At 42.2% G+C, this 19349-nt stretch carries 22 protein-coding genes; 12 read left to right on the top strand and 10 right to left on the bottom strand.

Annotated features, from left to right (window positions below; translation table 11 throughout):
• Positions 1-31: 31 nt before the first annotated feature.
• Both P2W71_RS23955 and P2W71_RS23950 read right to left on the bottom strand, forming a co-directional pair.
• The gene (locus tag P2W71_RS23955; protein WP_276373943.1) at positions 32-241 is read right to left on the bottom strand and encodes a GtrA family protein; all 210 of its coding nucleotides are present in this window, start codon (positions 239-241) and stop codon (positions 32-34) included.
• 1342 nt (positions 242-1583) lie between these two features.
• Complete coding sequence (locus tag P2W71_RS23950; protein WP_276373942.1) at positions 1584-1823, bottom strand: hypothetical protein; 240 nt, start codon at positions 1821-1823, stop codon at positions 1584-1586.
• Between the two features lie 575 nt (positions 1824-2398).
• Here P2W71_RS23950 and P2W71_RS23945 point away from each other — a divergent pair.
• Positions 2399-2923: a transposase gene (locus P2W71_RS23945; protein WP_276373941.1), complete on the top strand. Its 525-nt coding sequence runs from the start codon at positions 2399-2401 to the stop codon at positions 2921-2923.
• A gap of 149 nt (positions 2924-3072) precedes the next feature.
• Here P2W71_RS23945 and P2W71_RS23940 read toward each other — a convergent pair whose 3' ends face one another.
• Positions 3073-3621, bottom strand: coding sequence for a hypothetical protein (locus P2W71_RS23940; RefSeq protein WP_276373940.1), 549 nt, complete (start codon positions 3619-3621; stop codon positions 3073-3075).
• Positions 3622-4145: 524 nt separating this feature from the next.
• Here P2W71_RS23940 and P2W71_RS23935 point away from each other — a divergent pair.
• From P2W71_RS23935 to P2W71_RS23920, 4 genes are all read left to right on the top strand, one after another.
• Positions 4146-4727 carry a cyclic nucleotide-binding domain-containing protein gene (locus P2W71_RS23935; protein ID WP_276373939.1) on the top strand — a complete coding sequence of 194 codons (582 nt, stop codon included), beginning with the start codon at positions 4146-4148 and terminating at the stop codon, positions 4725-4727.
• A gap of 81 nt (positions 4728-4808) precedes the next feature.
• Positions 4809-5435, top strand: a complete 627-nt coding sequence (locus tag P2W71_RS23930) for a hypothetical protein (protein ID WP_276373938.1) — start codon at positions 4809-4811, stop codon at positions 5433-5435.
• 10 nt (positions 5436-5445) lie between these two features.
• Positions 5446-5892 (top strand): DUF6326 family protein, encoded by a 447-nt coding sequence (locus P2W71_RS23925; protein ID WP_276373937.1) that lies wholly within the window; start codon positions 5446-5448, stop codon positions 5890-5892.
• A gap of 81 nt (positions 5893-5973) precedes the next feature.
• Complete coding sequence (locus tag P2W71_RS23920) at positions 5974-6363, top strand: hypothetical protein (RefSeq protein ID WP_276373936.1); 390 nt, start codon at positions 5974-5976, stop codon at positions 6361-6363.
• A gap of 702 nt (positions 6364-7065) precedes the next feature.
• On the opposite strand, the gene P2W71_RS23915 is transcribed toward P2W71_RS23920, so the two are convergent.
• Entirely contained in the window at positions 7066-8085 is a 1020-nt protein-coding gene (locus P2W71_RS23915) for a helix-turn-helix domain-containing protein (protein ID WP_276373935.1), read from the bottom strand.
• 117 nt (positions 8086-8202) lie between these two features.
• Here P2W71_RS23915 and P2W71_RS23910 point away from each other — a divergent pair, with 117 nt between their 5' ends.
• Complete coding sequence (locus tag P2W71_RS23910; protein WP_276373934.1) at positions 8203-8715, top strand: hypothetical protein; 513 nt, start codon at positions 8203-8205, stop codon at positions 8713-8715.
• Between the two features lie 705 nt (positions 8716-9420).
• Here P2W71_RS23910 and P2W71_RS23905 read toward each other — a convergent pair.
• Positions 9421-9807, bottom strand: a complete 387-nt coding sequence (locus P2W71_RS23905; RefSeq protein WP_276373933.1) for a helix-turn-helix domain-containing protein — start codon at positions 9805-9807, stop codon at positions 9421-9423.
• A gap of 158 nt (positions 9808-9965) precedes the next feature.
• Here P2W71_RS23905 and P2W71_RS23900 point away from each other — a divergent pair, with 158 nt between their 5' ends.
• A complete protein-coding gene (locus tag P2W71_RS23900) occupies positions 9966-10544 on the top strand; it encodes an NAD(P)H-dependent oxidoreductase (protein WP_276373932.1) in 579 nt (192 codons plus the stop codon).
• A gap of 289 nt (positions 10545-10833) precedes the next feature.
• Here P2W71_RS23900 and P2W71_RS23895 read toward each other — a convergent pair whose 3' ends face one another.
• From P2W71_RS23895 to P2W71_RS23875, 5 genes are all read right to left on the bottom strand, one after another.
• Positions 10834-12162 carry an NAD(P)/FAD-dependent oxidoreductase gene (locus P2W71_RS23895; RefSeq protein ID WP_276373931.1) on the bottom strand — a complete coding sequence of 443 codons (1329 nt, stop codon included), beginning with the start codon at positions 12160-12162 and terminating at the stop codon, positions 10834-10836.
• 68 nt (positions 12163-12230) lie between these two features.
• Positions 12231-12698: a carboxymuconolactone decarboxylase family protein gene (locus P2W71_RS23890; RefSeq protein WP_276373930.1), complete on the bottom strand. Its 468-nt coding sequence runs from the start codon at positions 12696-12698 to the stop codon at positions 12231-12233.
• Between the two features lie 110 nt (positions 12699-12808).
• A complete protein-coding gene (locus P2W71_RS23885; RefSeq protein ID WP_276373929.1) occupies positions 12809-13678 on the bottom strand; it encodes a sigma-70 family RNA polymerase sigma factor in 870 nt (289 codons plus the stop codon).
• A 118-nt stretch (positions 13679-13796) separates the two neighbouring features.
• Entirely contained in the window at positions 13797-14039 is a 243-nt protein-coding gene (locus tag P2W71_RS23880; RefSeq protein WP_276373928.1) for a hypothetical protein, read from the bottom strand.
• A gap of 34 nt (positions 14040-14073) precedes the next feature.
• A complete protein-coding gene (locus tag P2W71_RS23875; protein ID WP_276373927.1) occupies positions 14074-14583 on the bottom strand; it encodes a hypothetical protein in 510 nt (169 codons plus the stop codon).
• Between the two features lie 282 nt (positions 14584-14865).
• Between P2W71_RS23875 and P2W71_RS23870 the strand changes: the two genes are divergently transcribed.
• The 5 genes from P2W71_RS23870 to P2W71_RS23850 all read left to right on the top strand — a co-directional run bounded on the left by P2W71_RS23870 (position 14866) and on the right by P2W71_RS23850 (position 19213).
• Positions 14866-15246, top strand: a complete 381-nt coding sequence (locus P2W71_RS23870) for a hypothetical protein (protein ID WP_276373926.1) — start codon at positions 14866-14868, stop codon at positions 15244-15246.
• A gap of 214 nt (positions 15247-15460) precedes the next feature.
• Positions 15461-16261 carry a helix-turn-helix transcriptional regulator gene (locus P2W71_RS23865; RefSeq protein WP_276373925.1) on the top strand — a complete coding sequence of 267 codons (801 nt, stop codon included), beginning with the start codon at positions 15461-15463 and terminating at the stop codon, positions 16259-16261.
• 67 nt (positions 16262-16328) lie between these two features.
• Positions 16329-16721, top strand: coding sequence for a DoxX family protein (locus P2W71_RS23860; protein WP_276373924.1), 393 nt, complete (start codon positions 16329-16331; stop codon positions 16719-16721).
• Positions 16722-17039: 318 nt separating this feature from the next.
• On the top strand, positions 17040-17888 hold the full coding sequence (locus P2W71_RS23855; RefSeq protein ID WP_276373923.1) for an AraC family transcriptional regulator: 849 nt from the start codon (positions 17040-17042) through the stop codon (positions 17886-17888).
• A gap of 155 nt (positions 17889-18043) precedes the next feature.
• Positions 18044-19213, top strand: a complete 1170-nt coding sequence (locus tag P2W71_RS23850; RefSeq protein ID WP_276373922.1) for a hypothetical protein — start codon at positions 18044-18046, stop codon at positions 19211-19213.
• The last annotated feature ends 136 nt before the right edge of the window (positions 19214-19349 follow it).

Genomic DNA, 19349 nt, shown 5'->3' with positions numbered 1-19349 from the left:
GCATAGAACTTCGGTCTTCTGCCATTTATTCCTAGGAAAATGTGAAAATAAGATTGATTGCAAAATTCCAGAACATTACAACACCAATGGCAATAAGCTTTGCCAGATAGAAATTCCAATTCAATTGTTCGTGTATTAATTTCAAAATAGTGTAACTGAGCAATAGACCAACCGATGATACGCCAATAAATTTCATGTATTGAGCGGTGGCTTTGTGGTTAGAAAGACAGCATCGTGCCATAGAAATTCTGTTATCCACTTGCGTGCGGTTGTTGGTCGGCCGCGCACGATCTTACGCACAAGACCAACAACGGCGGGTGTTGGATGTCCCTTCACCGTTGTGAATAGGCAGAACGTAACAACGTCGCCGTTGTTGGTATTGCGTGAGAGCGTAGTGCGCGAGCTCTACCAACAACCGCACTCACTTGGATAACAGGTTTTGGTTGTGATAAATTAAAATCTTAAGCTACGGCCAGTTTGTTTTTCCATTTGGCTTTTTTGAATTACGGCAGCATCGTGCCATAGAAATTCTGTTATCCACTTGCGTGCGGTTGTTGGTCGGCCGCGCACGATCTTACGCACAAGACCAACAACGGCGGGTGTTGGATGTCCCTTCACGGTCGTGAATAGGAAGAACGTAACAACGTCGCCGTTGTTGGTATTGCGTGAGGGCGTAGTGCGCGAGCTCTACCAACAACCGCACTCACTTGGATAACAGGTTTTGGTGGTGATAAATTAAAATCTTAAGCTACGGCCTGTTTGTTCTTTCATTTGGTTTTTTTCATTTCTGCATTATTGTGCCATAGAAAGTCTGTTATCCACTTGCGTGCGGTTGTTGGTCGGCCGCGCACGATCTTACGCACAAGACCAACAACGGCGGGTGTTGATGTACTTCACGGTCGTGAATAGGAAAAACGTAAAAACGTCGCCGTTGTTGGTATTGCGTGAGGGCCTAGTGCGTGAGCTCTACCAACAACCGCACTCACTTGGATAACAGGTTTTGGTTGTGATAAATTAAAATCTCAAGCTACGGCCTGTTTGTTTTTCCATTTGGCTTTTTTCATTTCCGCATTATTGTGCCATAGAAAGTCTGTTATCCACTTGCGTGCGGTTGTTGGTCCGCCGCGCACGATCTTACGCACAAGACCAACAACGGCGGGTGTTGTATGTCCTTCACGGTCGTGAATAGGAAGAACGTAAAAACGTCGCCGTTGTTGGTATTGCGTGAGGGCGTAGTGCGTGAGCTCTACCAACAACCGCACTCACTTGGATGACAGGTTTTGGTTGTGATAAATTAAAATCTCACAGTACGGGCCCGTCTATTCTTCCATTTGTTTTTTTTCATTTCTGCATTATTGTGCCATAGAAAGTCTGTTATCAGCGTGCGTGCGGTTGTTGGTCAACCGCGCACGATCTTACGCACAAGACCAACAACGGCGGGTGTTGTATGTCCTTCACGGTCGTGAATAGGAAGAACGTAAAAACGTCGCCGTTGTTGGTATTGCGGGAGGGCTTAGTGCGTGAGCTCTACCAACAACCGCACTCACTTGGATAACAGGTTTCGGTTGTGATAAATTAAGATCTCAAGCTACGGCCTGTTTGTTTTTCCATTTGGCTTTTTTCATTTCTGCATTATTGTGCCATAGAAAGTCTGTTATCAGCGTGCGTGCGGTTGTTGGTCCGCCGCGCACGGTCTTACGCACAAGACCAACAACGGCGGGGTGCATATTCTTCGGAATCGAGAACACAAAGAACGTAAAAACGTCGCCGTTGTTGGTATTGCGTGTGGCCAGTGCGTAAGCTCTACCAACAACCGCACTCACTTGGATAACAGGTTTTGGTTGTGATAAATTAAAATCTCACAGTACGGCCCGTTTGTTCTTCCATTTGGTTTTTTCATTTCTGCATTATTGTGCCATAGAAAGTTTGTTATCAGCGTGCGTGCGGTTGTTGGTCGGCCGCGCAAGATCTTACGCACAAGACCAACAACGGCGGGTGTTGGATGTCCTTCACGGTCGTGAATAGGCAGAACGTAAAAACGTCGCCGTTGTTGGTATTGCGTGAGAGCGTAGTGCGTGAGCTCTACCAACAACCGCACTCACTTGGATAACAGGTTTTGGTTGTGATAAATTAAAATCTTAAGCTACGGCCAGTTTGTTTTTCCATTTGGCTTTTTTCAGTTCAGCATTATTGTGCCATAGAAATTCTGTTATCAGCGTGCGTGCGGTTGTTGGTCGGCCGCGCACGGTCTACCCACAAGACCAACAACGGCGGATGTGGGATGTCCTTCACGGTCGTGAATAGGAAGAACATGATTTTTTGTTGCAAAACTTTTATTTCAGGAAACCTATATCTTAGTGACATTCAAAAATCACGTTGTGTAAATAATTGTTATTATATGAATCATATCATCCAGGCCAAACAATACGCCGATTTTATTACCGTAACCTGTCTCGAATGGATTCCTTTGATTGAAGACAAGAGATTCAAAGAAATTATCATGAGAAGCTTGTCTTTTTTAAGTGCGAAACGGAAAGTGACTGTTTACAGTTTTGTAATAATGCCGAATCATTTTCATTTGATCTGGCAGATGTTAGGCAATCACACACGCGAAAAAATTCAACGCGATTTTTTAAAATATACTGCCCAGCAAATTTTAAAAATATTGATTAAGGAAAAATCGCCGCTATTAGAGAGAATTTTAGTTCAGGCAAAGGACCGAAAATATCAGATATGGGAACGTAATTCTTTGAGTGTCCCTTTGTGGAGTAGCGCAGTGATATGGCAGAAGGTCGAATATATTCATCAAAATCCAGTGCGTGCTCAACTTTGTAAATATCAGGAGGAATATAAATATTCAAGTGCAAGGTTTTATTATAACGGAAATCGTGATTGGGATTTTTTGGTTCATATTGATGGGTGATGACGGAGGTGATGCTGATTTTAATGCACGTCAGTGAAATATCCGTTCGTGAATTATTTTATACCCGATTCTCAGAGTCCCGGAAGCCGGTGACTCTGATGGGGTGTAAGTAATCCTAACAATACACGACGCATCTCATAATTTATTTACTAGCAACCACCTTTGCGAGGTGCACGTTTATAAATTATTTTACCATCGTGTTCTACATAGTCGCCCGATACAATTGGATATGAGTACTTGGGCGCGTGCGATACGCTATGGCTTTTTATAATTATTTTGTCGTTGACTTTTAGATTATGTAATTGCTGAAATTCATTGTCGTCAGACTTTTCGGGCCCAAAACTAAGTATATAATCTTCACCATTGATCCTGACCATCACTCCGAAACCTAATCTTGAGCCTGGCGGAAGAGAAAGAGAAGTTACAACTCCCTCCATGTTGGTATAATTCCTAATGGACTTCCTTATTTTAGCTTCACTGGCGAAGACTTTTTTACCTGCAGGAGACGCTTCCCAGTTTTTGTACATTATACCATCAGGGGTGGCCTCCCATTTTTTCAATGCAGCTTTTCTTTCAGCAGCGGAGAGGGGCTTTTGGATTGACTTTTTAGAAGTTTCATTTTTAATTTCCCGATTAGCAAATACTAGTCCGCTTACTACAACCATCAGTAAGATCAGCACATAAATGATTTTTTTCATATGTCTTGAAGGTTTAATTATCAACTCCGACAAAACTACAAGTCATTGTGCTGGCTTTAGTAAATGAATTGTTAAAAAATGTAAATGAAATGTAAAAGAAATGTAAAAATTGCTTGGATAGCATAATGTTATACACTGAATCTTTGTAAAGGATCGAATTGACGTTGTTGATCAGAGGGGCAAAACTTTTACACCCAATAGCTATCGGGTTAGCGTTTTACATTTTGCGGTTTGAAAAATATCCAATGTAAAATGTTCAATTTAAAATGTAAATTATTTTCAACGTCATAGTAGGCACGAGTGAGCCACCCACAAAGCCAAAACACAACACTTGCGAGTCAATCCGTTGTTGAAACCGCGGAAGGCTTGCGCTAGATGGATATCTGGTATACCAGCGCCATGCTTGGCGCACATTGTATATGCGCCATCGCCATTTGTTAGTTAATTTTAAAAGGTAAATTGCAACGGTATATTTACTGGCGTTGGTGTCAAGTGTAACAAACGACAGTAACAACAATAAACCAATGGAAAATATACTATTTGACTTTATATCAAAATACATTTCCCTGACAGAAGATGAGAAGAACGCAATCGTTTCGTTGGACCTATTTCGCTCGGTAAAGAAAGGAACGATTCTACTCAAAGAAGGACAAAAATCAAAAGACAGCTACTTTGTTCTGAAAGGCTGTATTCGGACGTATTATGTTGTCGATAGTGAAGAAAAAACTACTGGATTCTACACGGAAATGGAAGTGTTGACACCCCCGTGTGTAATAAACAAAACGCCGTCTGAATATTATATAAGTTGTGTTGAAGACTGTATTCTTACAGTTTCAAATTCTGATATGGAAGTAGAGATAAACAGTAAATTTCCAAAGTTTGAATTGATGTGTAGAATATTAGCTGAAGAACTTTTAGCGAAACAACGAATAGACTTTGACGAGTTTAAAACTTCTTCCCCTGAACAACGATATCTGAATTTAGTGAAATCACGACCAGACCTTATTCAACGTGTTCCGCAACACCAGTTAGCAAGTTATCTTGGTATGAAACCCCAATCATTAAGCAGGTTAAGAGCAAGGATTATGGAGAAAAACAAAGGGTAGGGGTTCATTTCTTAACTTAAGTGAACGCGTTATGGCATCTCGCCAATCTACTTTTGCAATATCGTTGGACAATAAAAAAACATGCAAAAGAAAATTTTATGGATTGGACTTGCCTTGGTGTTGGCAAGCAGTTTACAGGTGAATGCACAAGATGCCAAACAAAACAGTACTTATAAAAGGTATTTTATTGGGAGTACATTCTTGATGTTAGGAAATCTTGTTCCTGACGACCCAAATCCACCTAAGTTTATACAATTAAATGTTGGATATTGGATAACACCTAAAAATGTTGTTTTCTTAGAATTAAAAAGATCTCGGTTTGCCTGGCCATTAGGTATCCCCTGGGGAAAATCATTTGATGCACCGGGAGAAAACTATCCAGGATATGTCCGCCAAAATGTAATCGGATTAGCATACAATCGTTTTTGGTGGAAAGGCTTATATACAGGTGTTCATACAATGCATGCTTTACAAAAATATATAGATGAGGATAATAAAAAGATTGCCAATGGATACACATTATTTATGACCTACCGTTTGGGCTACCAGTTAAAATTTTTTAAAAACCGTTTCTTTTTTGAACCATCTATTGGATTAACGCATTGGCCTATAAAAACTAACACACCAGAATCTTTTAAACTAAAGGAAAGTAAATGGCCTTCATACTTTGGGTATGAACCCGGGCTTCATTTTGGGTATAATTTTTAGCTGGTAGTTTATGAATACACAAAATGGACTGGAAGATATCAAAGTCAGTTTGAAACTGAAGCTTGCTGCACTGTGGGCGAGTTTGATGTTTCTCTATATCTATGCAGACTATTTCCACTTATATATGCCGGGTAAGGTAGAAGATATTCAGGCAGGTAGGGTGTTTGAATTTGGTATTACGCAAGGATTTCTTTTGGCAGCACTCGCCTCAATGACAATTCCGGCACTGATGATTTTTCTTTCTGTTGCGCTGCCGGCTAAAGTAAATCGCTGGGTAAATATCATTATTGCCGGGGTGTTTATTCCCTATACCTTGTTTAATCTGGCAGGAGAGGCTTGGATGCACATGGTGTTTGGTGCTGTTGTAGAAGTCATTCTTCTTTGTCTGATTATACGTTATGTATGGAAATGGCCTCGTATCGAACATGAAAGACCTGTGAACGAAAAATTCTATTAATGCCGAAGGACATTGAAGCCCTAATAAAAAAAACGAAAAAGATAATTGTTAAGAGACACTTCAAACATACAAACCAGCCATATGAGTTCAGCTAAATACCTAAAAGTCATTTCTATCGTCATTTTTTCTTGGCTAGGAGTTTCCTGTAGTGAAGATGATTCATCTCCCGCAAAAAGTCGTGATATTAAATTTGAAGTCACGGGAGATTTTACAGGCGCTTTGAGTGCAACTTATGTGAATGCAACCGGGGGAGGGGCCAATGAAACCATACCGGCATTGCCTTGGAACAAGACACTCACTTACACGTCTACGGTTCCCAGCACAGCGCTTTCGGTTGGCGCAACGGGCGGGGTAGCCGGGCAAACGGTTACGGTTAAAGTCTTTGCTGGAGGAACTTTAATTTCCGATACCCCAGGAGTTGCAGATGCATCGGGCATGCTAGTGGTAGCTTCACCGACTTATATATTCTGACATAAGATTAATACCGCTACATGTATACTTCGAGGAACGATGGCCACTGTTCTTCTGTCGCAATATAAAAAATCAGAAAACGGTGATGAAAGTTTTGCTTTCGTACAAGGCGCTAAAGGCGCTGATTTCGTCTTAGGCTGAGTCGAACTGCGCGCACTACCCACTCCAATCGAGTCGTCATTCCGCGCTTGGACGATGAGTACAAAGAACAAAGCTAACTTGAGCGGAATCCCGTTGATAGCGAGTTGGCTATGAAACACTTTTCATAGTCGGTGTGTTGGCCACGGGAAACTTTTCTTCGAAGTCCATCGCCATCCAGTGTGCGTTGCTGCCAACAATTTAGTAAGGGAAATTACGTATATCTTATAGAAGGTAGGCGTAGGTCGTTTATTTTTCTTATAGTCAGATGCTAATTTCAACTTTCTGCCTGACTTTGAAAAACTTATGATTGCCGGTACCCTGTCCTAGGCGCACGGATTAACGTAACACCTTACTCTAAAATCGGTTGTCATAAGCATAGAGCCCGTTAAAATGCAGCTATGCCCAAAGCTGTCAAACCAATGCCGTGTACATTACTCAAGGAACCTTTCGATGATCCGAAGTTCTTATACGAAGTTAAGTGGGATAGGTACCGGATAATTGCTTACAAAAATGAGGGGACAGTTCGGTTGGAATCCCGCGCCAGGATGGTCGAATGTTATTTCATTTTGCAATCTTCATCCTGCTTCCCTTATTCAGACGAAATTGTGCGGGAGTAGTCTTATGGATTTTTTTGAACGCAACATAAAAGGCAGACAAAGTACTAAAACCACTCTCAAAGGCGACAGCTTCAATCGTATAGCTTTTACTATCAGGAGAAAGCAGCAATTCCTCAGCCCTGCCGATTCGATAGTTGATCAGCACTTCGGAAAAGGTTTGGTTGAAATAATGATTGATCGCTTTTGAAACAAGATATGGTGGCGATTTCAGTCGCGTAGCGAGTAGTGACACATTGAGATTTGAATCAATGTATAGCTGTTCTGTTTCTAGAACTTCTTTAACACGTTTACCGAGTTCGTCAAGGGCGTTTGTATTCTCACGTTTGCTCGGAGATTCCGGTAGAAATAATCTGGCTCTTGTCAGCGCCCAGAAGGAAATGCCGTAAAAGAGAACTGCGGCAGTGATAACATTAGTTGCATACACAATTGGATGATAGTTGGTGACTTGCAGCACGAAAGAACACCACAATAAACTAACACTAAGCAGGAGAAGTATTGCCCACTTCCATTTCAGGTCATCCGTTTTAAAAACTTCGCGATTACTGAGGATGAACCAGAAACCAATTGCTAGATATAGTAACACGTGACCTGTGATGATATAGTACAGAAGGCTGAGGACATTCCAATCCAATACAAAATACAGGAAGGGTAGAAGAAACGCTGGAAGGAGGTGGAGATAATCCGACTTCGTGGCGCGTGCTTTTGTGTCAAACAAACTGCGCAGAAGAAAATATAGTACCGGGCCAATAGCAGCCATAGCTGTCAGTCCGATGATGCTGACTAGGTAACTCATCTCTGGCTTGATGATCATTTGTATAACAGACTTGCCAATCCGGAGTGCGAGCAAAACCAGTAGGAGGGCCAGCAATCGATTGGACAATTTATGGCTCAGCGTCATGAGCGCGATCGCGGAAAAAAGGCTATGTCCAACGGCCAGTATGCAAACAATCAAAATGTAATTCATGCCTAAGTATAATTGCGTTTAAATAGAACGATTTTTCGGGATTCTGCAGTACTGATTTGCAAATCAGGAGCTCTTTTTTTGTCGTTTTAAAAAACTTGATCAAAAAATTAAAACAATATGATTTCAAACACTAAAAAACGCAGAGGCTTTTTAAAAGCAGGCATTCTGCTAGCGGGATCGTACATGTCGTTCCCTGCGGTTGGTGGTTCTGCAAACCCGACTAATCTGCTGCAGCACAAAGAACCTCTGAACCCTGAGCTTGTGAAGGAGTTCGTTGCCAAAGCGCACAAGGACTTAGACAGCGTCAAAATGCTGTTGGAAAAGGAACCCAACTTGTTGAACGTTGCCTGGGATTGGGGGCTTGGTGACTTTGAAACTGCAATTGCCGGTGCAGGGCACATGGGCCGGGTAGATATCGCTGAATTTTTATTGTCGAAGGGAGCAAGGATGGACGTATTTGTGGCTGCTATGCTAGGTAAGCTGGACATCGTGAAGTCGACACTTGAAGCGTTTCCGCAGCTTAAATATTCCAAAGGCCCTCATGGAATAATGCTTCTTCATCATGCTCGCCAGGGGAAGGAAAATGCAAAACCTGTACTCGACTATCTTATGGAAATCGGAGCTACATAGGCAGTCAGTCGAGATGAGAGGTCGCTGTTCAATAAAGCCAGCAACTAGTTTAACGAAATAATGTGATGTGTCTGAACTAATTGCCCTTTATTGAACGGTCCGACCCGTTCTAGTCCCAGTCTTCCTCGACCAAACTACAGCGTGCTGTTTCAAAACTTGAGCCATGGCTTTATGGGTGGAGAGTCTTGGACCCATCATGTTTTCAGTTTTCAAACTAACGAGGTTATCAATATATTTTGCTCATAACGTTAGCCTTTATTCCTATGAGCAGCATATTTAAAAATCCGTGGTCAGGAAGCTGTCCACTTTGTAACATTCACTACGATCCATTCGCTCGATCCGCTAAAGCGTGACACGTGTTTTTATTCGACCGGTATATCGAGATATTTTTCTGGAAAGCATTCGCTTCAAAAAAAACAAAGGACTGGAATATATGCAGACTGTATGATGAGCCGACCACATGCACATGATCGTTGCCAGGCATGGCAAGCAAAATTGGAAGCTGTCATCCGAGACATTAAAAAAATATTAGTCTCGCTTTAGCGGATCGACAAAATTAGCAGAAGCCATTCGCAACAATGATCAGGAAAACAGAAAGGAATTATTTCTTTGGCTCTTTGAAAGCGCTGTAAGAAGTAACCCTAACAATACACGCAATCGATCCCGATCGCTACACCAATAGTAACTGGCTGGAGACAACAGGGATTAATTTAAAACCTCACCATCAGTTATTTTGATTGCAGTAGGTGCGTCGCAGTTATACGACTCAATATATTTAGCGGCCCACGTTCTGATATTATTTAACACAGGATGGAAGTCAGCCCCCTTTTCGGTTAGCGAGTACTCAACCGTCGGCGGAACGGTAGCATACGCCTTACGATTAATGATCCCATGTGTTTCCAATACCTTTAGCTCTTTGACGAGCATTCGGGTATTGATTCCTTCGATAGAACGTTCTAATTCCTTAAATCGCTTTTTTCCATCGGTCAGCGCATAAATAATAGTAAATGCCCATTTCCCGCCCACTATTTCAAGGGCTCTTTGAACCGGGCACTCATTCACATTAATTTTTTTTGTTTTTTTTTCTTCCATAGCCATTGATTATCAGCAACGCTTTACTTCGAGTCATTAGTTTACATTGGTGTAACTACTTTCAAAAGTAAAGTATCGCCTCCAACTTTACCAATAGTTGGGAGCGTAATTGATTTTTCCCGCCCCCACAAACAAAACCACTGAACAAGTAGAAGACCATGACAGAAAAAACTGCATTAATTATCAACGGTGCCGAAATTCATAGACCTGCCGCTTCCGGCCGGCTTAATACACTTCTGTTTGAAACACTTCAGCAGGAACTCAAGCTTTCACATACTGTACTAACCACCGTTTTACAAGACGGATACGATGTCGCCATAGAACAACAAAAGTTTCACAAGGCTGATCTCATTATTTTTCAGACGCCCATATTCTGGTTCTCGTTGCCTTCAAGTTTTAAACGGTATATCGATGTAGTTTATAAATATGGAATATTTTTCGGCCCTTCCTCACAATACGGCCGCGGAGGCTTGCTAACTGGTAAAACTTATTTTTTGTCTTCCACCTGGAACGCGAAATCAACGGATTTTGAATTGGCATCCGGCTTTTTAGGAGAGCGTACTCCGGATGATTTACTAGTGAGCTTCCATCTCACCCAGCAATATGTTGGGCTGCAACAGCTTGTCAGTTTTTCGGAATATGATGTGGTAGCAAAACCCGATCCTGACGGTGCTGTAAAACGTCTAAAACAGCATCTTCAAAAGCACATCGTAGGCAGGCAAGCCATGCACCGATAAGCTGGTAGATTCGAATGCAGCGTTTTTGGTTATATCAGCATCGAAATCTCAAGTGATCGGCTGGAAGTTCCTGTGCAAGTATTGTAAGACATCCGGAAGATTATCTTTACAGCAGTGAAGGCAACGATGCAAAACTATCGGGAAATTTAATGGAGGTGATGTTGATTTTAAGCAATGCAGTCGGAAGACTGAAAACATAGTATGCACGCGTGAGACCTACGGCTAGCCGACACACAACGCTTGCGCCAGTCGCTGCGTTGACTAACGGTGTATTTGCTACATTCTACAACTACGCTGCCTCATCTACATCAACCGATTCCGCGTGAGGGTCAGTGGGTTTGGGTAGTGATGTTCGAAAGATCATCCTCAGTGGCTGGTCGTGGGTGATGTAAGCAACTGCCCATGTATAAAGTGTTTTGATAATGTTGTTGTAGTTTACCAATGAGATTACGTGAATAAACAACCAACTCAACAGCCCAAGGATTCCACCAAAATGGATTTTATGTTTGAAGAGATCAACCAGTGCGTGCTCACGTCCGATTATCGCCATTTCTCCGCGATCGAAGTATTTAAATGAGACAGGTGCTTTGCCTTTTGCGAGCCGGACAAAATTCTTAGCAAGAGATTTCCCCTGCTGAACGGCGGGCGGTGCCAGCTGCGGATGGCCATGCGGATAATCTGTTTCATGCATCTGGATACTAATGTCGCCAATCGCGAAAACGTTATGATATTCTTTTACACGATGGTATGCGTCGGTAATCATTCTATTTCCTTTTTCAAGACTGGATTTTTTAATTCCGTGAAATGTAGTGGCGGTAACGCCTGCTGCCCAGATCAATGTTTTTGTAATAATAGCCTCCCCGTTGGACAAGGTTACCTCATCATTCTCATATCGGGTTACCATTGTGTTCAATAATACCTTTATTCCCAGGGAAGCAAGAATCTGCTTGGCTTCGTCGTGGGTTCGTTCGCTCATGGGTGCGAGTAAAGATGGAGCACCATCTATAATGTACAACCTGATCTGGTCGACGCTGATTTCCGGATATTCCTTATGAAGGATATGCTTCTTTAATTCTGCCAGCATACCAGCGATTTCCACGCCTGTAGGTCCTCCGCCTGCAATGACGATCGTTAGCAGCTTTTGTTTCTCAAGGGGATCTGCTTCAACAGAAGCTTTTTCAAAAATACGGATCAACGAATTGCGCATAACCAATGCATCGTCAACTCCCTTCAAGACAAGCGCATTTCTGCGGACGCTTTCGTTTCCAAAAAAATTCGCTTGTGTGCCTGCAGCGAACACCAGGAAATCGTAATGGAGACAGGTTCCGTCGCTGAGATGAACGAGGTTGGCATCGGTTTCCACTCGGGTTACAGCAGCCATGTGGAACGAAACGTTTCTCCCCTGAAACAACTTTCTAAACGGGTAGCTGATACTTGATGGCTCAAGAAATCCGGTAGCGACCTGGTAAACCAAGGGTGTGAAGTAGTTGTAATTATTTTTATCTACAAGCGTGATGTGGTAGCGTTCGGTTGCCGACATATGTTGAATAAAGTTCAAGCCAGCAAAACCACCACCGATCACCACGATATGCTCTTTATTTAACGTAAGATTTTTCATTGTTTTAAATGTAAAATTGAATTATAGGAGAAGCTCATTGGACGCTTCTCCTTACTTCCCCCTGCTAGTCAGTTATGATAGCTGCCAGGGATGTTACCAAACGTAATGGATATCCTATTCCACGCATTGATCTGTGTGATTGCCAATACAATGTTTGCAATTTCTGTTTTGGAATAGAACTGACTTGTCCGTTCATAGGCTTCTTCAATTGCATGCGCAGATTGCTTCGAGATATGCGTTAGCGTATCTGTCAGATTCAAGACAGCTTTTTCTTTGTCTGTAAAGCACGGCGACTCTTCCCATGCGGGTAATAGGTACAGGCGCTGAAATGTTTCTCCTGCCTTGATCGCATCCTTGTGGTGCATATCAAGACAGTATCCGCACTTATTTATTTGTGAAGCCCTTACCTTGATTAACATGATAAGCGCGTGCGGTAGACCTGATTCCTTTAGGTACTTCTCGGTGTTTTGCATTGCAGCGTATAACCCCTTCGGTATGTCCGGGAAGGAAATTCTTACTTTTTCCATAGTTTCCATAGTATTGTTGTTTTTCCCCTATGACAGTTTCAGGAGCATTAGCGTGACAACATTTTAATGAAAATGTCTTTGAAAATATGATTATTTAAAAGAAGGCGAATGAAGGTATGTTACTTCGTTAGTCCGCGAAGTTTAGCGGGATTAACAATGATGTAAACGTTTTCTATTGCGCCGTTCACGACATCAAAGAGGATGCAGCGGTAAATTATATTTCCGAGTCGAAATACAAGTGCGGGTGTGTGGTTCAACTCTTGCAACGTTATGACAGTGCCGGCATGAAAATATTTTCCGTATAACGCTTTAAGAAATTTGGATACATTTTCAGCGCCTACAATAATATTTGGTGCAGCCTTCATGTCGCCACCGTCAGAATAGGACTGTACATGTGCGGCAAGCAGCGCTTTTACATTTTCAACATCAGCGCGAAGAATTGCCTCAGTCAATTTTTTAATCGTCGCATCGGCGGTTACTTTATCAGCGGAGGCTTTAAGACCCCCCGATTCAAGCTTTTGTCGCGCGCGTTTATACAGCTGTCTTGAGTTTTCAACGGATATCTGAAGAACTTCTGCAATCTCGCTGTGTTCAAAATCGAATGACTCTTTTAAAACAAACACCGCGCGCTCTTTGGGATTTAGTTTTTCCAGGAGCACCAGTAATGAATAGTCAAGAATGCGATGTCTGTCGATGTCTCTATAAATACTTTCATCCGTATGGATTGGAACCGGTAGCCATTGACCGATGTATTGCTTTTTCGTTACCTGGATACTTTTCTTTGCATTAATGGATCTGTTGATCACCGATCGCATCAGATATTTATCGGGTTCTTGAATATGGGCGCTATCATTTAGAAAATACGTATTAAGAATTTCCTGGACCACATCTTCAGCGGCCAGGGAATCGCCAATGATGTTATAGGCAAATGGGACCAGTTTTGTCTTGTATTTTTCGTACTGTGCCTCAAGAGATACTGACATCTTCATTTGTTAGCGATCATATCCATGACATTTCCCGAAAGAGAAACGTGACAGAAACCTAAAGAAAGTTAATAAAAAGTTTGTATGACGCATTCCTAAAAACTATGGGCTCCAAAATAACTGGTCACAACCGATGTTTGTAACAGGGCTTCATTGGTTCATCAGTAACATTCATTTCGCCGTTAACGCGATCGCTTATTCGCGCGTAAATGTTGTAATTAGTGTTCGCCGAAGGGGCGTTTCCTGCGTTGCTAAATAACATGACATCCGTAAATCGGAGCCGCTGATCGTCACGGTTTGTTGAGAATATCGGTATGGCTATGGCAAAACATACCCAGGCACATAAATAATATATGATGCGTTTCATTACTTGAATTCTTTTAGTTTTTTTGGGAAAGTTGTTAGTAAAATATTTCGGCTATATCAAAGCGGCCTTCGGTGATAGACACGCTTCCACTACATTCATTGCTGTAGGTTGTAAATTCAAAGGTACCGGAAATGATATTAATTGGGCGATCGAATCGGGATAGCGTGACGTTTCCGCTGATGATACTATCAGAATCACATGAAATGCCGTTCGACCAGTTCAGGTAGCTCGTATAGTATTGGTCTGTCGCTAAATCGTAAGGCTTATTAATTTGCAAATTCGGCACATCATAAATTGAAATGACAAAACCGCTTTCTCCCGCTGATGCATATATATTCACGACAACAGTATCTCCAGGAAACGTTAAGTCAACATGGGTACCACTTTGACCTGCTCTTCCTTGAGGCAGCCACAATTTTCCGTTTACTTTACAACCAAACGTATTTTTACCTTCCATAGTGATAGGCGGCAATTCGTCTTCATCTCGGCAAGTGCTAAGCGCAACGGGCAAAATGAAAAGGACAACGATATATAAGTATTTCATTGTTACCTGGTTTTAAAAGTCCAGTTCCCCCATCCAACACAAGTCTTCTTGACGCATGCACCCGGTTCAAGACTTGAGCCATGGCTTTGTGGGTGAGAGTACCCTTGGACCCATCATGTTTTCAGTTTTCAAACTGACGAGGTTATCAATATATTTGCTCATAACCTTAGACTTTATTCCTATGAGCCGAAAATTTAAAATCCGTGATAAGCAAGCTGTTCATTTTGCAACACTCACTACGAACCGGTATGCAGAAAGTGGTGCAATTGACTAAAATAATTTATGAAAAAATATAAAAAACCAGAAAACGGTTATGAAAGTTTTGCTTTCGTACAAGGATATACACGGGGGTTCTTTGAGTATGTTTTAAGCAATGATCAAACTACCGATAGCGAATTTATTACAAAATCGTTTGTAACCCTTTTCGATACGTTTCAAGGCCTTGAAGAATACGAGGAAGCATTTTTCTTTGTTTTCTTCACGATGGCATTGGAGCAGGAGGAATTGAAGGTGAAGCATTTGGATAAATTGATACTATCCATGAAAGAATATGCCATTATAGCGAATGATGAGAACCTGGAAGACCTGATTGAATATCTAACAGAACAGCTTCAGGTAGTTTATGATAACTACATGAAAAATAAAGGCAAGAAGAAATCATGACCTCAAGGCTGATTAACGAACGTCAGTCTGAAGACGAACCATCGTGGACACGAGTGAGCCCGCGGGCAAGTCGACCCACAACGCTTGCGCCAGTCACTGCGTTGTAAAGGGCGGAAGGCTTGCGCAAGATGGGTGTCTAGAAGAATGTGCAACGTCATGGAAACTTTACGCATCAAGTTGGAAGCGGAAATCAAGGTAATAAACAACTAGCCCCATGCAGTATCGCCAATATGCTCCAATTGATTCACTTAAACATCTCGTGCGATATTATTGGAGTCTTGATAGTCGCCAATATTCAATTTCACAACTGAGTATTCATAGTTTTGCGGACCGCTACCCGCGATTGATCTTTCAGGACATCGATTGCTTTGAGACGATCATAAGTGAAACAGGCGAAAAAATGCCGCTTTGTTACTTGAAAGGTGTGCGTACGCGACCGACTGAGGCCTTTACGCACGGTGCCTTTTCACACTTCGGGGTTAGCTTTTATCCACACGCACTTTCTGCGTTTTTTGGAATTGACTCAGACGAACTAACCAATACTGTACCCAACATCAACCTGGTTTGCAGATGCGATCTGGGCGAGCGCTTGCGATTCAAAACACAGGTGGAACGCGTCGCGATCTTAGATAGCTTCTTGCTCGAGAAAATGACAAAAATGCCTTTGGATTTTACGGTACAAAGCATCATTCACAAAAAGACAGGAGTTGGTGACATAGACAAGCTCGCATCCTCGCTCAGGATATCAGAACGGCAATTGCAGCGTAGATTTAAAAAACAGGTTGGCGTATCTTTAAAAAGGTATCAGCGCGTGTCGCGATTCGAGCTGGCGCTTAAACGACTCGCTACAGTCGACTATGGCGAACTGACTTCCATTGCCTTCGAACTAGACTACACAGATCAATCGCATTTCATTAGAGAGTTTCAGGAATTTGCGGGGATGCCACCTTACAATTTTGTGTCCAACAAAAGTGTAGGCGTAGAAAGCTCATCCTATCTATACATACCGATTTAGTAGCTGTCGTTTTTTTACAATTCTGGTAAATCAGGTTGCACTTAATTTGCATTAAACGTACAGCATCATGGATAGAATCATAACACCCACACTCGTTCTGCGCATTACCCTGGCCGCAGTTTTTTTTATGCATGGCATTCCCAGCATTTTCACGGGAGCCGTAAACAACTTTGGTAATAACTATCTTAACGAAGCGGGATTCGCTCCGATTGGTCTGCCGTTGGCGTGGATAATTAAGTTATCGCATGTGACATGCGCGGTACTCCTGATTTTAAATCGGTACATACGGGTCGCGGCACTCATCACCATTCCGATTTTGGTGGCAGGTATTATTATGATTCACGCGGCTGAGGGATGGTTTGTGGTAGGCGCTGGCAGAAATGGCGTGGAGTTCAATGTAGTATTGATAAGCGTCCTGGTATATCTGGCCATTATCGACAAAAAGGGCGTTGTTGCATAACTGAATTTTCATTGGAAAATTTAGCTTGTCCTTTAATCCTGATGGTTAATCAATTCTCATTAAATTCAACCGCGGATAGACTTTGTTTTTTGTTGACTGTAATTACGTTGCTCTTAGTATGAGTCATTTTTTTTCGAGGAGGCTTATTTTTGGTAGTATTTTGTGATTTACCCTGAGGCGCTGGAGCCAAAACGCCTGAAAACCGTTAGCAACAGAATGCTGGACAATTCGTATACTAATGAAACTGTCGTACGCCTCCAGCATTGAATTCGAAGAAAGTTGTATAGTTTTTAAGTAGTTATATACGATACATGTAAGATGTACACATTTGTCCACAATAATATTACTTATACCGTCCAGGCACCTGTTTATCCCGCTAATCTGATTGTGGATCATTATGTAATAATAAAGGGACAAGGGTTATCAATTCCCGACAGGCTGTTTCCAAATAATAGGACCGAGATTTTTTTTAATCTGGGTGATAAAGTGACAGGCATTAACGCCATCGACGCTTCAACATCTATTCTTGACGACAGCACAGTGAGCGGCGTAAGAAGCACCTTTTTTGATGTTATGGCTCCACAAAACTATTTCATGGTGGGATTGCGTTTTTCGCTTTTTGGGTTTGGCCAGTTATTTCAAATTCCCGCCACCAATTTTACCAACAAACATTTTTCCACACAGGAAGTTTGGGGCAGGGAGATATCATTTCTTCACGAACGCCTCTATGAAGCAAGCCAGAATAATGAGCAACTGATCAACGTGCTGAATGAATGGATCCTCGGCTGTCTCGCCAAACGCTCGATGACAGAAATTAACCAATGGAATAAATTAGAAAAAATCTTCTGTACCACTAGTCTACCCGTTACCGAGTTATTAAATCGTTATGTGGGATATACGCACAAACATGCGATACAGCTGATAAAAAATAACGCCGGTCTGGCACCTAAGCAAATTCAACAAGTAAATCGTTTTAACCGGGCTACCAGTATCATAAGTTCCTCTTCTTTTCAAAGCTGGGGCCAGGTAGCCTATGAAGCGGGATATGCTGATCAAAGCCACCTTATCCGTGAGTTCAGGCACTTTTCGGGCTATACACCTGAAGGGTATTTGCTATTGAAACCCATAGAATATCGTAATAAGGTTCTTCAGCACCAGGAACTCTAAGTGCTCTCCAGGTAAATTTTATTCTATACCCAGGCATTCCGCCGGTGTAATTTTATCCGTCGTCAGGCAATTGCACAATCGTATTTAAACACGTTGGTGTATGCGCAGATACCGTTTTGTCCAAACCGTTTTAGTATCTATTAAAATTTTATTTTATGAATTATACATGCTTAGCTTCAATTTGTTTTTTTGTCCTGTTGGGAAGTTTTCTGTTTTCCTGTGAGAAGACCGATCCGGCACCGGAAAATCCCGTAGAGGATAGTGGTTCGACGAACGCAGATACCATCGCCAACCACCTCCTCTTTTCGAACGCGACAAAAATAGCCGGGAAAATTCCCGTAGGCCCCGTTGGAAGTTCGTTGAAAATTTCCATTGAAGACACACTCTCTCTTGTCGATAAATTTCGCGTGCCTGTAAAATTTCTGCATGAGGACACAACCAAAAATGTAGCAGGCGTATATGTGCAGATACATGTCGGGGCGTCTGATGCAACATTTTACTATGATGTGCCAGAGGTATCGGATGTTGCCTCCAACGATACCGTATCTCTTATTCTTATAGGGATAGATCGGGAAGAACTTATCGAAGGCCGCGCGGCTCAAGCTTTAGGGAATTTTCCGAGCGATGTCCGATTTGAGCTGACGTTTATTCCCTACGATGTAAAAGGCCAAACGTTAGGCCAGGTTAAAGTACCCGTTTATATTTCGAACCCTGTGGGAGATATTTCCGGAGAATGCGGACTTGCCAACGGAATCGGGGAATACTGGGTATGGGGCATGTCTTACATATCTGATCCCGTTGACCCGACCAAGCTCACATTTTTTAACAGCCGCGAGAGAATATGGGGCCTGAAGAGTCAGTTGATTGAAGGGTGTTGTACGAATGGTGAATCCGCATACACTCCGAATTGTCGTGATGAGAATAAACACAAATTGGCGTTTCAAGCCTATTTTAATTGGCCGAATGAGCTTTATCAATTCTATGAGTGGGGCGAATATAACGGTATGTCCGAATTCCTTGCGGCCGATCCTGATCCGAACGCCAGCGATTTTTGCGGCTTCCGTGACGGCGTTGTTCGTGAACATTTGGACCGGCGTTTTTTGGAAGGCACCTGGAAGGTTACTTCGGATTCATTTCTGGAAACATTGGGAACTACAACACCACAAATAGGCAACCTCGCTGCGCGGCCTTTGGGTAAAATAGTACAATTGGACTGCAATTACCTTATAATAGAACAAACAGACCTCGAAGATCACAATCGGATCTTAGTGAAATTTTATGTGCGGTGGGATTCAGATGATTTTGATTGGTTCGCTTTGGATTGAAACTGACTAGCTATACAGTTAAGAAAGGTAAGTTTATCGGCTTCCTATACGCAGCAGTTAATGGCCTCATCGGAAGCTTTGCTTTAAGGCGCACTATAACAATTATTTCTTGATAGTGGGTAGATGGATATTATCC

Origin of the sequence: Chryseolinea sp. H1M3-3, from assembly GCF_029360725.1 — a bacterium.
Lineage (GTDB): Bacteria > Bacteroidota > Bacteroidia > Cytophagales > Cyclobacteriaceae > Chryseolinea.
This window is presented reverse-complemented; position numbering and strand designations above follow the sequence as displayed.

Bases quoted from the DNA above. Each gene is read 5' to 3' on its own strand.
- P2W71_RS23925 (WP_276373937.1), top strand. From the start codon at position 5,446: ATGAATACACAAAATGGACTGGAAGATATCAAAGTCAGTTTGAAACTG.
- P2W71_RS23915 (WP_276373935.1), bottom strand. From the start codon at position 8,085: ATGAATTACATTTTGATTGTTTGCATACTGGCCGTTGGACATAGCCTT.
- P2W71_RS23900 (WP_276373932.1), top strand. From the start codon at position 9,966: ATGACAGAAAAAACTGCATTAATTATCAACGGTGCCGAAATTCATAGA.
- P2W71_RS23885 (WP_276373929.1), bottom strand. From the start codon at position 13,678: ATGAAGATGTCAGTATCTCTTGAGGCACAGTACGAAAAATACAAGACA.
- P2W71_RS23910 (WP_276373934.1), top strand. From the start codon at position 8,203: ATGATTTCAAACACTAAAAAACGCAGAGGCTTTTTAAAAGCAGGCATT.
- P2W71_RS23880 (WP_276373928.1), bottom strand. From the start codon at position 14,039: ATGAAACGCATCATATATTATTTATGTGCCTGGGTATGTTTTGCCATA.
- P2W71_RS23850 (WP_276373922.1), top strand. From the start codon at position 18,044: ATGAATTATACATGCTTAGCTTCAATTTGTTTTTTTGTCCTGTTGGGA.
- P2W71_RS23860 (WP_276373924.1), top strand. From the start codon at position 16,329: ATGGATAGAATCATAACACCCACACTCGTTCTGCGCATTACCCTGGCC.
- P2W71_RS23920 (WP_276373936.1), top strand. From the start codon at position 5,974: ATGAGTTCAGCTAAATACCTAAAAGTCATTTCTATCGTCATTTTTTCT.
- P2W71_RS23875 (WP_276373927.1), bottom strand. From the start codon at position 14,583: ATGAAATACTTATATATCGTTGTCCTTTTCATTTTGCCCGTTGCGCTT.
- P2W71_RS23955 (WP_276373943.1), bottom strand. From the start codon at position 241: ATGGCACGATGCTGTCTTTCTAACCACAAAGCCACCGCTCAATACATG.
- P2W71_RS23945 (WP_276373941.1), top strand. From the start codon at position 2,399: ATGAATCATATCATCCAGGCCAAACAATACGCCGATTTTATTACCGTA.
- P2W71_RS23905 (WP_276373933.1), bottom strand. From the start codon at position 9,807: ATGGAAGAAAAAAAAACAAAAAAAATTAATGTGAATGAGTGCCCGGTT.
- P2W71_RS23895 (WP_276373931.1), bottom strand. From the start codon at position 12,162: ATGAAAAATCTTACGTTAAATAAAGAGCATATCGTGGTGATCGGTGGT.
- P2W71_RS23940 (WP_276373940.1), bottom strand. From the start codon at position 3,621: ATGAAAAAAATCATTTATGTGCTGATCTTACTGATGGTTGTAGTAAGC.
- P2W71_RS23855 (WP_276373923.1), top strand. From the start codon at position 17,040: ATGTACACATTTGTCCACAATAATATTACTTATACCGTCCAGGCACCT.
- P2W71_RS23890 (WP_276373930.1), bottom strand. From the start codon at position 12,698: ATGGAAACTATGGAAAAAGTAAGAATTTCCTTCCCGGACATACCGAAG.
- P2W71_RS23865 (WP_276373925.1), top strand. From the start codon at position 15,461: ATGCAGTATCGCCAATATGCTCCAATTGATTCACTTAAACATCTCGTG.
- P2W71_RS23930 (WP_276373938.1), top strand. From the start codon at position 4,809: ATGCAAAAGAAAATTTTATGGATTGGACTTGCCTTGGTGTTGGCAAGC.
- P2W71_RS23935 (WP_276373939.1), top strand. From the start codon at position 4,146: ATGGAAAATATACTATTTGACTTTATATCAAAATACATTTCCCTGACA.
- P2W71_RS23870 (WP_276373926.1), top strand. From the start codon at position 14,866: ATGAAAAAATATAAAAAACCAGAAAACGGTTATGAAAGTTTTGCTTTC.